Annotated in this window: 10 protein-coding genes and 1 pseudogene; 7 read left to right on the top strand and 4 right to left on the bottom strand. The window is 57.4% G+C overall.

The features are described from left to right. The first annotated feature begins 10 nt into the window (after nucleotides 1–10). From ACOKCT_RS09955 to ACOKCT_RS09940, 4 genes are all read left to right on the top strand, one after another. Nucleotides 11–1,546 carry a methyl-accepting chemotaxis protein gene (locus ACOKCT_RS09955; RefSeq protein ID WP_159339345.1) on the top strand — a complete coding sequence of 512 codons (1,536 nt, stop codon included), beginning with the start codon at nucleotides 11–13 and terminating at the stop codon, nucleotides 1,544–1,546. 147 nt (nucleotides 1,547–1,693) lie between these two features. Beyond that, complete coding sequence (locus ACOKCT_RS09950) at nucleotides 1,694–2,938, top strand: MFS transporter (RefSeq protein WP_159339346.1); 1,245 nt, start codon at nucleotides 1,694–1,696, stop codon at nucleotides 2,936–2,938. A 136-nt stretch (nucleotides 2,939–3,074) separates the two neighbouring features. After that, entirely contained in the window at nucleotides 3,075–4,322 is a 1,248-nt protein-coding gene (locus tag ACOKCT_RS09945) for an MASE1 domain-containing protein (protein ID WP_159339347.1), read from the top strand. 2 nt (nucleotides 4,323–4,324) lie between these two features. Continuing rightward, nucleotides 4,325–5,632, top strand: a complete 1,308-nt coding sequence (locus ACOKCT_RS09940; RefSeq protein WP_201304727.1) for an HdeD family acid-resistance protein — start codon at nucleotides 4,325–4,327, stop codon at nucleotides 5,630–5,632. Here ACOKCT_RS09940 and ACOKCT_RS09935 read toward each other — a convergent pair. After that, nucleotides 5,604–5,702: pseudogene (locus ACOKCT_RS09935) on the bottom strand (cupin domain-containing protein); the annotation flags it as partial. The gene ACOKCT_RS09940 and the pseudogene ACOKCT_RS09935 overlap by 29 nt on opposite strands. Nucleotides 5,703–5,992: 290 nt before the next feature. On the opposite strand from ACOKCT_RS09935, the gene ansP reads away from it, so the two are divergent. Continuing rightward, a complete protein-coding gene (gene ansP, locus ACOKCT_RS09930; protein WP_159339348.1) occupies nucleotides 5,993–7,489 on the top strand; it encodes an L-asparagine permease in 1,497 nt (498 codons plus the stop codon). Nucleotides 7,490–7,543: 54 nt separating this feature from the next. On the opposite strand, the gene ACOKCT_RS09925 is transcribed toward ansP, so the two are convergent. After that, nucleotides 7,544–7,945, bottom strand: a complete 402-nt coding sequence (locus ACOKCT_RS09925; protein WP_103179686.1) for a RidA family protein — start codon at nucleotides 7,943–7,945, stop codon at nucleotides 7,544–7,546. Between the two features lie 127 nt (nucleotides 7,946–8,072). Between ACOKCT_RS09925 and ACOKCT_RS09920 the strand changes: the two genes are divergently transcribed. After that, nucleotides 8,073–8,672, top strand: a complete 600-nt coding sequence (locus tag ACOKCT_RS09920; RefSeq protein ID WP_263950792.1) for a TetR/AcrR family transcriptional regulator — start codon at nucleotides 8,073–8,075, stop codon at nucleotides 8,670–8,672. Between the two features lie 419 nt (nucleotides 8,673–9,091). On the opposite strand, the gene ACOKCT_RS09915 is transcribed toward ACOKCT_RS09920, so the two are convergent. Further along, nucleotides 9,092–10,153, bottom strand: coding sequence for a YncE family protein (locus tag ACOKCT_RS09915; RefSeq protein ID WP_420193417.1), 1,062 nt, complete (start codon nucleotides 10,151–10,153; stop codon nucleotides 9,092–9,094). A gap of 264 nt (nucleotides 10,154–10,417) precedes the next feature. Here ACOKCT_RS09915 and pqqU point away from each other — a divergent pair, with 264 nt between their 5' ends. After that, the gene (gene pqqU / locus ACOKCT_RS09910; protein WP_420193416.1) at nucleotides 10,418–12,532 is read left to right on the top strand and encodes a TonB-dependent receptor PqqU; all 2,115 of its coding nucleotides are present in this window, start codon (nucleotides 10,418–10,420) and stop codon (nucleotides 12,530–12,532) included. A gap of 34 nt (nucleotides 12,533–12,566) precedes the next feature. Here the strand turns inward: pqqU and ACOKCT_RS09905 are convergent, their stop codons facing one another. Next, a complete protein-coding gene (locus ACOKCT_RS09905) occupies nucleotides 12,567–14,105 on the bottom strand; it encodes a methyl-accepting chemotaxis protein (protein ID WP_159339350.1) in 1,539 nt (512 codons plus the stop codon). Nucleotides 14,106–14,221 lie beyond the last annotated feature (116 nt).

Here is a 14,221-nt window from a genome sequence, read left to right as displayed (position 1 = left end):
GGAGTAATTTATGAGGCGTAACAATTACGTTACACAAAACGAGTATTTGCTTAACGAAGGCTCGACCTTAATGTCGACCACCGATATCCAGAGCCATATTACTTACGCGAACTCGGCCTTTATTGATGCCAGCGGTTATAAAGAAGAACATCTTATTGGTGAACCTCATAATGTGATCCGCCATCCGGATATGCCCGCGGAGGCGTTTGCCGATATGTGGTTTACCCTGCAAGCGGGTGAAAGCTGGACGGGACTGGTGAAGAACCGCCGTCACAACGGGGATCACTACTGGGTGCGCGCCAACGTGACGCCGGTTTATCAGAATGACATGCTTACCGGCTATATCTCGGTGCGCAATATTCCCGCGCGCCATGAGATTGATGCCAGTGAAGCGCTCTATAAGCGGGTGCGTAATAATCAGGTAAAAGGCCACCGCTTTTATAAAGGGGTGCTGGTTCGCCGGGGACTATTTTCCTTTCTCTCGCTTTTCAAACGTCTCAGCACAGCAAAACGGATTAATTACTCCCTTGGGATAACCGCCCTGCTCGCCTTTGCTGTTTCTTTATCTCTCCCCGGCGGCTTAATTCAAATTGCGGCGCTGGGGCTCCTCTTTATTTTGCTGGGGTTGTTTCTTAATGCCCAGATTTGTCGCCCGTTAAAAACCATCGTCAAAAAGATGCAGTGCGTGGTTTCCGGGCGCAAAACGGACTCTACCCATTTTGAACGTGTCGACGAAATAGGCTTAATGATGCGGCTGGTTAACCAGTCCGGCTTAAACCTCAATTCGCTGGTGGATGATGTGGGAACGCAAATCAGCGGCATCCGCGCTATCAGCCAGCAGGTGGCGAAGGAAGGCGATGCCCTGCAGGCGCGATCCGAAGAGACGGCGGACGATCTCCAGCAGACGGCCGCGGCGGTGGAAGAGATAGCCAGCGCGGTTCAGCAGACCGCAGATACGGCAGAACAGGCTATCCAGATGGCGGACCAGACCAGCGCCAGCGCGTACCGTGGCGAAGCCGTGATGAAGCAAACCATCGGCGTGATGCAGTCGGTATCAAAGGATAACCGCCAGATCGTCGATATCATCGCAGTGATCGACCGGATCGCCTTCCAGACCAATATTCTGGCGCTCAATGCTGCGGTGGAAGCGGCCCGCGCCGGAGAAGCCGGACGCGGTTTTGCGGTGGTGGCTGCCGAGGTACGCAATCTGGCCCAGCACTCGGCGTCAGCGGCAAAGGAGATCGCCGCGCTTATCGAGAAAAACGTCGCCAGCGTCAATGCCGGGGTGGATATGGTAGCGCAGACCGAAGCGCAGCTGACCACCATGATTGGCAACGTACTGAATATGTCATCGCTTATTAAGGAGATAGGACATGCTACCCAGGAGCAGACCCAGGCCCTGAGCCTGATTAATGAGTCCATCTCCCGTATCGGGGTAATGACCCATAACAATACCGGGATGGTCGAGCATGTCACCCAGGCGGCCAACCACCTCACCCAGCGCACCACCCGCCTGCAACAGGCGATTGCGGTGTTTGGCGGCTAAAAGTGATGGGGTAAGACGATAAAAAACAGACGGTGGTTGCACGCCAACTGAAGATGACTTGATGGAAAGCGCATCTGGGTTAAGAATATGTTAAACCATGCATAATCAGACAGATACCTGTCGCTGTTTTCCACAAGGGCAACCTGAATGAGTGATAGACTGCCAGACGAAAGAGTGAATACCCGTTCCGCCAGAAATAGCGGCTTAATCATTACGGCCAGGTTTATCTCTGATTTTGGTGCTTTCCTGAATATGGTGGTGCTGTCCACCTATGTCTATTTGCTGAGCCAGAGCGTAACGCATGTGAGTATCTTTCTGGCCTGCCGGGTGACAGGAGGCATCATTGCAAGTGCTGTCGGTGTGCCTTTTTTTCGCCGCTTTCATGGCCGTCTGCCTTTAGTGGCTTTTGATGTAATACGCGCTGCGCTGTTAGCCTCGCTGTTAATTTTGCCTGCGGCGACTCAGCTTTATATCTTGCCTTTGATTGCACTGGGTATTGGACTGGGAAATTCGATGTTCGCTATCGGGCTTAACAGTCAGCTGCCCTTGTGGATTGATGAGTCCCGACGTGTATCCACAAACGCCTGGTTAACCTCTGCCTCTGCGACGGGGGCGGTGACGGGAAGCCTTGTATCCGGTATTCTTCTGGCGACCAGCGGCTACGAGATTGTGTTTGCTGCGAATATTGTGACTTATCTGGTGGCGGGTTTGTGCGTACTGCCGTTACGCTTTTTGGTGCAGCCTGTTGCTGATGAGTCAACACAGCAGCGTAAAGAGTGGCGTAATCTGGTCACAGGGCTGCGGACGGCTCCGCTGTTAGCAGGCATGTTGCTGGTAACCATGGCCGATACCCTGGGCAGTGCTGCCCATAACGTAGGCTTTCCCATCATTTCTGCGCTTTTTACACCCGCATCAGCCGGGAAAACAATGGGGCTTTTGCTGGCTGTCTGGGCCAGTGGAAAATTCGCCGGGGCGCGTCTGGCAAACTACCTGTTAGTGCGCTGCGAGATGCGTACAGATCGGCTGTTTTTTTATGGCGTGGCGTTTATGTCCCTTGGCTTTATCTTTACCTTTCAACAGACAGCCCTTCCGCTGGCACTGCTGTTTATCGCAGTGGCCGGAGTGGGAGATGGTCTGGCGGACGTCAGTCTGATCTCGCGTATTCAACGCGAGCCTGAATCATTACGATTGCCTGTTTTTAGCCTGATGACGCTGCTGCAGATGACCGGATTTGGCGTGGGTATGTTAATTGTCGCGCCATTCTATATCTGGTTTACCCCCGCGCTGGTTATTGTCCTTTTTCATGGTATTCCGTTACTGACATTAGCTGCCGTATTGCTGTCTCTCCGACACCCATCCCCCAAAAAGGCAGAACAGCACTCAGATATTTGAACAACACGCGTGAATATCGGGTGCATGACATGAGATCGGGGGTTTGACTAATACGCCTTACCGATCACCGCAAAAATGGCTAACCCGGCGAAAAGGTCATATCTTTTTAAAGCGATAACCGCCGCCGGGAGCCTGGATGAAAGCAGCGAAACTGACGTCAGCGTATTCCTTACTCGCCTGGGGTGCCCTCTACTATCTCCTGGGATGGCTGTCGCTCTGTCTCGACGGCCCCGACATCCGGACGGCTTTTATCTGGCTACCTTCAGGTGTTGCCGTCACCGCCTTTCTGCTGAGTCCAAAAAAGCAATGGCTCGCGCTGTGGCTGGTTCTGTTTATTGCCCGTCTGGTGCTGGGGCTCACCTTTCACCATACTTTTCACGTCTCCCTGGCGCTGGGGGCGTTTTCACTGACCAGCCATCTGGGGATTGCCTGGTCGGTGCATTACTTTTCACGGCATTACGATCGGCTGCATAAGATCGTCACCTGGACGATTGCCACGGTCGTCTTCAGTACCCTGAACGCGCTCGCAGGGGCGATCTGGCTCTCTTCTCTTGCCGGCACCCTTCAGATGAGCTGGTTCTGGCTCGCCTGGGGCGCCAACGTCACCGGCACGCTGTTTGTCACCCCGCCGCTGATGGGCCTGCTGGCCCCGGGGGATAAAGCGGCGCGGCGCGAGTCGCTGTTCGGGGTCTGTTTAGTGTTCGCAATACTGCTGGCGACCCTGTTCATCTTTAGCGACGTGCCCGATCGCGGCGACAATATCGCCCTGATTTACTCCCTCGCCTGCCTGCCGTTGATCCTGCTGACCGCTACCACCGTGGTGTGCGGTAATCGTCTGGCGTCGCTGGCCTTCATTCTCTTTAGCGCGGTGGTTATCTACGCCTCATGGCGGGAGACCGGTCCCTTCTATTTTGCCCGCCTGATGCCGGAAGAGTCGATATTGCTGGCACAGTGCTACCTTTCCGCGGCCGCCCTGCTGCTGGTCTTTATCCGCGCCCAGAAAACACACCGTCCAGGGGATGGCCGTTTTCAGGGCGTGGCGTACTCTTTGGATCCTGAAAGCGGTCGTCTGGTCTGGGAGTCTCATGCCGACCCGCGCCTCAGTGCCGTATTAGCCCCTCTCACCAGCCGGGAAGCCCTGCTCGCCCGGGTTCCCGATGCAAAGCAGAAGCAACAGATGGTTGCCCGCTGGCAGGCGGTGGCGCAGGGTCAGCCCGTAACCGAGCCCTTTCGTTTCAGCCTGGCGCTGGCGGACCGCCCACCGCTATCGATAACAGAGCGCAATATGCTGCTGATGGCGGATAAGGATCGCCCGGTAATTGTCGCCTTCTGGTCCGGCGAGAGAGGAAGCCTGTTCCAGACCACGCCGCAGGAGGAGGTTTAACGATGCTGCAGATCGCCTTTTTGCTCGCCGGTGCGACATTTGTCCGTAAAGCGGCACCTTACTTTATGCTGGCAGGCGTGCTCTGGGGCGGGCTTGGGCTGGCCATTTTTATCGATGGCTTGCAGGGCGGGCTGCACTTTCCGCTGCATATCTTTGGTCTGTTTCTGCTGCTCGACAGTCTGGTATCCCTGACATTGGGGTCGTCGGCGAAAGGAACCCAGCGCGGCATCTTTTACTTCAAGGGCGGCCTGTTCCTGCTCATCGCCATGTTGATTCTATCCGGACGCCACGACGGCACGCTGGCGCTGGCCATCGTCTTTGGGCTGGCGTACTTCATTACCGGCCTGTTCACCATCGCCTCTGCCGTGGTGGTGCGCTTTACCCACTGGCGGCGAGCGCTGCTCGCCGGGGTGGCACAGATCCTGTTCGCCATTTTTCTGTTCCTGCCCTTTCCAACGCAGCATGATGGCACCGTCTCGCAGTTTATCGGCATGGTCATGCTCACCGGCGGGGTGCAGTCGGTGCTCCTCTCCCTGCGGATGCGGCAGGTCCGTCATGGCCGCTCGGTGTTTGATATTCTCGCCCCGCAGACGTTGATCCCCGCCCCGCGCGAGGCGCTGCCCCCCACCGTGACAAACACGCCGGGCAATCAGCTGATTGTCCATGTCTGGACCCCGGAAGGATCGGCAAAACAGCAGCCCCTGCCGCGCCCGGTCATTAACCGCTATATCGCCGCCGTGGATGCCAACGGGGTGATATCCACCGGCCATGCGGCGCTGGAGTGCCCTCCCCACCTCTACATCAGCCTCTATCCGGCAGCGGAGATCGACCGTTCCCCCTCCGAGTTTTTTAATCTGCTCAAAGCGGTTGAAGCGAATACCGTGGCGGGGAAATACCAACCTGACTATCGCTATGAGGCGGGGATCTGGTGCGAGTCTAACCGCAAAATCCACTTCTCCATTTTTAATGCGGCGTCGCTTAACAGTTTCTGGGCGCAGTACCGCCAGACCGAAACCTATAACCTCACCTGGCGCAACTGCTCCAGCAGCGTGGCGTATGCCCTTGAAGCGGCTCTGGATGGCGTGTTGAAAGAGCGCTGTACCCGGGGCGGTTTTTTGCGGCTGCTGCTCATTCCAGAGCTGTGGATCGCCGCGCAGCTGCGCAAACGCGCCACCAATATGGCCTGGACGCCCGGGCTGGTGCTGGACTATACCCGGGCGCTGCACGCCATCGTGCATCCCAATGGCGTTTCGCTGATCGCCTTTATCAAAAACAGATTTTCTACATCTGCGGATAGTGCTCGTCGGTGACTTTCTCCAGCCAGTCCACCGGGCTGCCGTTCACCGCTTCGACGATGGCGATATGGGTCATCGCGGCCTCATTATGCGCCTGCCACACATGTGGTCTGTATGCCTGGGCGTTCATCCTTCAGGAACAGGAAATCCGCATCCAGTTGGACGCAAATAATCATTCCATCTGCATCACTTTCACGCCGTTATTTTTTGCGTCGTTTATTAATTGCAGGTAGGATGCTTCGCCATGTTTTGCCTTATCCATACGCAGAATGACTGGAAAGGCAGAATATTTCCGCGCGAGAGCAATCGTTTGTATTGCCGAGCGCCGGTTATGGACACGATGTTCTTGATTCAGACAGGCAAACAGGTAACTCAATGAAAACAAGCAATAAAAGCGCAGCCGATCATCACGCTGCGAAACGTCGCTGGTTGAACGCCCACGAAGAGGGCTATCACAAGGCGATGGGCAACCGTCAGGTGCAGATGATTGCCATCGGCGGCGCTATCGGTACCGGGCTGTTTTTAGGTGCAGGCGCACGTCTGCAGATGGCTGGCCCGGCTCTGGCACTGGTCTATCTGGTGTGCGGTATCTTCTCCTTCTTTATTCTGCGTGCGCTTGGCGAGCTGGTGTTACACCGTCCGTCCAGCGGCAGCTTTGTCTCTTACGCTCGCGAGTTTCTCGGTGAGAAAGCCGCTTACGTGGCGGGCTGGATGTACTTTGTAAACTGGGCGATGACCGGGATCGTGGATATCACCGCCGTGGCCCTCTATATGCACTACTGGGGCGCGTTTGGCGATGTGCCGCAGTGGGTGTTTGCCCTTGGCGCGCTGGCGATTGTCGGCACCATGAACATGATCGGCGTGAAGTGGTTCGCTGAGATGGAGTTCTGGTTTGCGCTGGTAAAAGTACTGGCGATCGTCATCTTCCTGGTAGTGGGCACCGTGTTCCTCGGCAGCGGTAAAACGCTGGATGGCAACATGACCGGCTTCCACCTGATCACCGATAACGGCGGCTTCTTCCCGCACGGCCTGCTGCCTGCCCTGGTGCTGGTCCAGGGCGTGGTGTTCGCCTTTGCCTCCATTGAACTGGTGGGCACCGCGGCGGGCGAATGTAAAGAGCCGGAGAAAACGGTACCCAAAGCGATCAACAGCGTGATCTGGCGTATCGGCCTCTTCTATGTCGGCTCCGTGGTGCTGCTGGTTCTGCTCCTGCCATGGAACGCCTATCAGGCGGGCCAGAGCCCGTTCGTGACCTTCTTCTCGAAGCTCGGCGTGCCGTACGTGGGCAGCATCATGAATATCGTGGTGCTGACCGCGGCGCTCTCCAGCCTGAACTCCGGCCTTTACTCCACCGGGCGTATTCTGCGCTCCATGTCGATGGGCGGCTCTGCGCCGCAGTTTATGTCGAAAATGAGCAAACAGCAGGTGCCCTATGCGGGCATTCTGGCGACGCTGGTGGTCTACGTCTTCGGCGTATTCCTGAACTATCTGGTGCCGTCCCAGGTCTTTGAGATCGTCTTAAACGTTGCGGCGCTGGGCATTATCGCCTCCTGGGCCTTCATCGTGGTGTGCCAGATGCGTCTGCGCAAGGCGATCAAAGAAGGCACCGCCGCCCCGGTAAGCTTCAGAATGCCGGGCGCGCCGGTCACCTCCTGGCTGACACTGCTGTTCCTGTTCAGCGTGCTGGTGCTGATGGCGTTCGACTACCCGAACGGCACCTACACCATCGCCACCATCCCGCTGCTGGCGGTTCTGCTGGTCGCGGGCTGGTTTGGTGTGCGCAAGCGCGTGCATGCGGTCCACAGCACCGCGCCAAAGCACCCGGATGAAGAGAAGCATGACGCTCCGCTGGTGGAAGAGACCGCGCGTTAATCGCTTCAATAAAAAAGGGAAGGCAGATGCCTTCCCTTTTTTTTGCCCGGGAGCCTAAGCAACCGGAGCAGGAATGCGCGCGATGACCTTAATTTCGAAATCAAATCCGGCAAGCCAGGTGACACCAACGGCGGTCCAGTTCGGATAAGGAGCCTGCGGGAAAATCGCCTGTTTGACCTGCATGATCGTTGGGAACTGATTCTCAGGATCGGTGTGGAAGGTTGTCACATCAATCAGATCGTCAAAGGTACACCCCGCCGCGGCAAGGGTCGCTTTCAGATTATCAAACGCAAGCTGCACCTGAGCGGCGAAATCGGGCTCGGGGGTGCCATCGGCGCGGCTTCCCACCTGACCCGAAACAAACAGCAAATCGCCGGAACGGATGGCGGCAGAATAACCGTGTGCTTCATAAAGAGCATGACGGTTGGCGGGGAAAACCGGTTCGCGCTGGATCATAAGGTATCCTGTATTGTATTAACGTTGGAAAAGGCAACGCGCAGCGCGTAAAGATGATTTAATATACGCGGCGTATGTCAAATTAATATCACATACGCCGCGTATGTCAAATGAAATTGGAGAGCTTATGGTTGCCAGACGCCGCAGCGAAACGATGGAAGAGAACCGTGCAAAACTGCTGATGGCTGCACGGAAAGCCTTTGCGGAAAACGGCTTTGCCGCCGCATCCATGGATGAATTAACGGCAAGCGTTGGCCTTACCCGCGGGGCGCTGTACCACAATTTTGGTGATAAAAAGGGGCTGCTCGCCGCCGTTGTCGACCAGATAGATCGAGATATGGCGCAGCGTGCGAAGGCTGAGGCTGCAAATGTAAGTGATGACTGGGAAAGACTGCTGGCGGAGGGGATCGCCTATATCAAAATGGCGCTTGATCCGGAGGTGCGACGCATCGTGCTGCTTGATGGCCCTGCTTTTCTCGGCGATCCCGCCCAGTGGCCCGGTCAATTGAGCTGCCTTGAATCCACGCGCCAGAGCATCCTGAAGATGCTCGAACGCGGTGAGATTAAGCCTGTGGATGCGGGCAGTGCAGCCTATATGTTAAACAGCGCCGCCATGAATGCCGCGCTGTGGATCGCCGCCAGCCAGGACCCGCAGAAGGCGCTGCCGGACATTATTAAGGTGTTTACGCACCTGGCAAGCGGCCTGTGCCAGCGTCCTGCTCCGTAGGCCGGGTAAGGCGCAGCCGCCACCCGGCATAAAGACCGTACGCGTCCTCGTTGCCCGGCGGCGCTGCGCTTGCGCGGGCCTACAAAACCCGCATACATTCGTAGGCCGGGTAAGGCGCAGCCGCCACCCGGCATAAAGACCGCACCCGTCCTCGTTGCCCGGCGGCGCTGCGCTTGCGCGGGCCTACGGTTTGGCCGTTGGTAGGCCGGGTAAGGCGCAGCCGCCACCCGGCATAAAGACCGTACCCGTCCTCGTTGCCCGGCGGCGCTGCGCTTGCGCGGGCCTACGGTTTGGCTGTTGGTAGGCCGGGTAAGGCGCAGCCGCCACCCGGCATAAAGACCGCACTCGTCCTCGTTGACCGGCGGCGCTGCGCTTGCGCGGGCCTGGGGTTTAACATCCATCGGGCGGCATAACCAACCTTACAGCGCGATACGGATCACATCATCCGGCTGGGTCGCTTCCTGCTGGCGGGTCGACTTCTGCTTCACCGTCACGTACAGGGTTTTGCCGTCGGCGGAGAGCGCCAGGCTGTTCGGGAAGGTCGGCGTGTCGTGCGTTTTGGTCACTTTGTAGGTTTTGGCGTCAATCACGCTCACCTTGCCCGCTTCACGGTGGGTGACGTAGGCTTCGTCCCGGGCCGGGTTAAACAGCACCGCCAGAGATTCCGGGGCTGCCACCTTGCTGATGATGCTGCCATCTTTCAGGGAGACAACCAGCACTTCCGGCTGCTTAGAATCGGTGATGAATGCGCGCTGGCCTTTAACGTCCAGGCTCAGGTTCAGGTAGAAGTGCTCTTTCCCGTCGTCCTGCAGCTTCTTACGCTCGATGATTTTATGGCTGGCGGTGTCGATGGTCACCAGCTCGCCGTCGCCGTTGGTGGTGTAGAGACGTTTCGCCTGGGCATCCAGCGCCAGGCCGGTGCTGAATTTGCCGGTGCCGGTAATGGTCTCTTTCAGCTTCAGCGTTTCGCCGTCCACCACCCAAATCACGCTCTCTTTGCCGATACCGGTGATATAGACAGTGTTCGTGGTGTCATCCGCCACCAGCTCACGCGGTTGCAGCGGTTTCACAGTCTCGCTGCGCTTACGATCGTCAAGCACCAGACGGCCCTTCACGTCACCGGTTTTGGCATCAATAGCCGTTACCGCGCTGTTGGTGGTATTGCCAAACCACAGGGTCTGGGTGGCGTTATTGATGGTGGCGCCAAACGGCTTCAGGTCGCTATGAATGGCCTGCGTCACTTCCAGCGTCAGCGGATCGAGGCGGTAGACCACCCCACCTTTATCCATTTTGCGGCTCTGGGTGGTGGCAACCCATAGAGCATTTTCCTGCTGGCTGACGGCCATTTCATATGCGCCTTTACCCACCGCTTTACGCAGCATCTCTTCTGCGGCATGAACATTAAAAGAACCGGCTACCAGCAAAGACCCCAACAGCAGTGAGCTACGCAGACGCGGCGAGCACAGGTGACGTAAATTCATAACAACTCCCTTCGAGTAAATGGTACCGCTGACATCGCTTCCGGCTGGCAAAGTCATCGCTTCGCCTGATTATGGATGAGAATAGTAATCATTATTTATCTCAATGTGGAGTAATTCTTGATCGCATCAAGCTTATTCGCTGATTTAACCTACACTTGGGTTAACGCTATGTGCTGTTTTGGTTTTCAAAATATTTACAAAAGATTTACCATACCCGCACATGTTCCATTTGGTTCGTCTCTCTTTTAAGCGGTTTTTTAATTCATGAAAATCTTTTCTGCCCGCAGGGCAACGCTCCCCCTGCTGTTGGTTCCTGCTGTTTTAACCCCTGTCGCGGCGATGGCGGCCGACGAACAGACCATGATCGTCAGCGCGTCCCCACAATCGCTCTCTGAGTTAGATACCCCCGCCGCGGTCAGCGTGGTTAACGGCGAGGATATACGTCATGCGACCCCGCGGATTAACCTCTCTGAATCCCTCGGCAGCGTGCCGGGATTACAGATCCAGAACCGACAGAACTACGCCCAGGATCTGCAGCTTTCAACCCGTGGTTTTGGCGCCCGCTCCACCTTCGGGGTGCGCGGCATTCGCCTCTATGTGGACGGTATCCCGGCGACGATGCCGGATGGTCAGGGGCAAACCTCGAATATCGATCTCAACAGCATTGAGAGCGTAGAAGTGTTGCGCGGGCCGTTTTCCGCCCTCTATGGCAACGCCTCCGGCGGGGTGGTTAACATGACCACCGAAACCGGGCGTGAGCCGAACACCGTCGAGGCCAGCAGCTATTACGGCAGCTACGGCAGCTGGCGCTACGGGCTGAAGGCCACCGGCGCGATGGGCGACGGCACCCAGCCGGGGGATGTGGATTACACCGTCTCCACCACTCGCTTCACCACCCATGGCTATCGCGACCACAGCGGGGCGCGTAAAAATCTCGCCAACGCCAAGCTGGGCGTGCGCATCGACGACGCCAGCAAGCTGAGCCTGATTTTCAACAGCGTGGATATGAAAGCCAACGATCCCGGCGGGCTGGACTATCAGGAGTGGCGGGACAACCCGCGCCAGTCGCCGCGCGGCGATCAGTACAACACCCGCAAAACCATCAAGCAGACCCAGGCCGGCCTGCGCTATGAGCGCCAGCTCAGCGCGCAGGACGACCTCAGCGTGATGGCCTACGCCGGTGAACGTGAGATGACCCAGTACCAGTCGATTCCCTACCAGCCACAGCTGCGCCCTACTCACGCTGGCGGCGTGATCGACATGCAGCGTCACTACCAGGGCATCGATACCCGCTGGACCCACCGCGGGGAGCTGCTGGTGCCAATGACCTTTACCACCGGCCTGAACTACGAAAACCTGAGCGAAGATCGTCGCGGGTATGAAAACTTCGTGATGAACAACGGGGTGCCGGACTACGGCGTCAAAGGGGCGAAGCGTCGCGATGAACGTAACCTGATGTGGAACGTTGACCCTTATCTGCAAACTAACTGGCAGCTGACGCAAAAGCTCTCTCTCGATGCGGGCGTGCGCTACAGCTCCGTCTGGTTCGACTCGAACGACCACTATGTGCAGGGCGCTAATGGCGACGACAGCGGCGAGGCCAGCTACCACAAATGGCTTCCGGCCGGGGCGCTGAAGTACCGCGTGACCGACGCCTGGAACCTCTATGCCGCCGCAGGCCGCGGGTTTGAGACCCCGACCATCAACGAGCTCTCCTACCGTTCCGATAACCAGAGCGGCCTGAACTTTGGCCTCAAGCCGTCGACCAACAATACCTATGAAGTGGGGAGCAAAACGCGGATCGGCAATGGTCTGTTCACCGCGGCGCTCTTCCGCACCGATACCGACGATGAGATCGTCGTTGACGCCAGCGCGGGCGGCCGCACCAGCTACAAGAACGCCGGTAAAACCCGCCGTCAGGGGGTGGAGCTCTCTCTGGATCAGCAGTTTGCTGAGAACTGGAAGCTGAAAATGGCGTGGACCTATCTGGATGCCACCTACCGCACCAACGTCTGTGGCGATGGCGACTGTAACGGCAACCGGATGCCGGGCATTGCCCGCAATATGGGCTATGCCTCCTTTGGCTGGCAGCCGGTCGAGGGGTGGTATGCGGGATCGGATGTACGCTATATGAGCGACATCGAAGCCGATGACGAAAACACCGCCAAAGCGCCCTCTTATACCGTTGTGGGTCTGAACACCGGCTATAAGCTGAACATGGGCAACTGGGGCATGGACATCTTTGGTCGCGTGGATAACCTGTTCGACAAAGAGTATGTCGGCTCGGTGATTGTGAACGAATCAAACGGGCGTTACTACGAACCGGCACCGGGGCGTAACTACGGGGTGGGCCTTTCCGTCTCGTATCGCTTCGAGTGATAAAAAACCGGCAGCCCAGGCTGCCGGTTTTGTTTTACGCCATCTGTGCGCGCTGTTCCAGACGGAACGCCGCCACCAGCGACTCCAGCAGACGGGCCTGATCTTCCAGCGCTCCTGCCGCCGTCGACGAGGCGCCTACCAGCGAGGCGTTCTGCTGGGTAGTGGTGTCCAGCTCCATCACCGCCCGGGAGATCTGCTCAATACCACGGCTCTGCTCTTCCGAAGCCGAAGAGATCTCGCCCATGATGTCATTTACGCGGGTGACGGAATCCACCACCTGCTCCATGGTCTGCCCGGCTTTCGCCACCAGCTCGCTGCCGGTAGAGATGCGGGAGACCGACTCGCTGATCAGCTGCTCGATATCCTTCGCCGCCTGAGAGCTGCGCTGGGAGAGGCTGCGTACTTCGCTGGCCACCACTGCAAAGCCCCGCCCCTGTTCTCCCGCCCGCGCCGCTTCCACGGCTGCGTTGAGGGCCAGAATATTGGTCTGGAAGGCGATGCTGTTGATCACCGCGGTGATATCGGCGATTTTTTGCGAGCTGGTGTTGATATCGCTCATGGTGCTGACCACGTCGCGCATCACCCGTCCGCCCTGGGTCGCAGTCTGCGAGGCCTCTGCCGCCAGCTGGCTGGCATGACGGGCGTTATCGGCGTTGTTCTTCACCGTGGCGGTGAGCTCCTCCATGCTGGCGGCGGTCTGCACGACTGCCGCAGCCTGCTGCTCGGTGCGCGAGGAGAGATCGGTATTTCCTTCGGCAATTTCGCTGGCGGCCAGCGACACCTGCGCCACGCTGCTGCGCACCTCGCCAATCATCAAGCGCAGTTTATCGTTCATCCGGCCCATCGCTCCGGTCAGTTTGCCCAGTTCGTCTTCTCCCTGCGGGCGGATATCGGAGCTGAGATCGCCGCTGGCGATACGCTCAGCCAATTGCAGGTTCTGTTTTACCGGACGGGTGATCTGGCGGGTCACCCACCAGGAGACCAGAATGCCGAAGAGGATCGCCGCCACGCCAATAATAGCGGTGATGGTACTGGAGCTGTAGGCCAGCGAATCGTTATGGGTCTTGACCAGGGCAATGATCTCGCGGATTGAAGCGCTGCTGTCGTCGCCAGCGGTTTTGACTTTGTCTTCCGCAGCTTTCAGCGCCGCGGTGGCCGCCGGGTCGTTTTTGTTGGCGTTCCAGGCTATCATCGCGCTCTGCATTTCGGTCACGCTGCTGCCAAAACGGGCCAGGTGCCCGGCAATGGCGTCAACGATGGCCTTCTCTTTCGCCGTCCACTCCAGCTCACGGGCCTCTTCGGTCAGTTCCACGGCGTGTTTGACATAATTCGCCATCAGCTGGCCAGATTTTTCATCACCGGTATAGAGGAATTTAAGGCGGTTGATCTTGGCCTGGAAGACTTCGATATTAATGTTGTAGATCAGGTTGGTTTGCTGGTAAACGTCGCGAATTTCTTTAAAGCGCATCACGCTGAGCAGGGTCGATACTGCAACCAGCAGCAGTACCAGACCAAAACCCGCCGCGAGCTTTCTGCTCATTTTTATATTACGTAATCGTTGACTGACACTCATTCCTGGCTCCTTAAAAGGCGAATGTGCCTTTTAAGGTTATCGGCAGAGGTCAGGGTTATTTCATAGTTAAGCTGGTCTTATCAGTAGGCTAATAAATAAACTTTCCGGCAGCAGCA

The sequence above is a fragment of the Leclercia sp. M-A074-M genome, assembly GCF_965195605.1.
Classification (GTDB): Bacteria; Pseudomonadota; Gammaproteobacteria; order Enterobacterales; family Enterobacteriaceae; genus Enterobacter.
The sequence above is the reverse complement of the archived record's forward strand: the minus strand, read 5'-3'. Positions and strand labels throughout refer to the sequence as shown.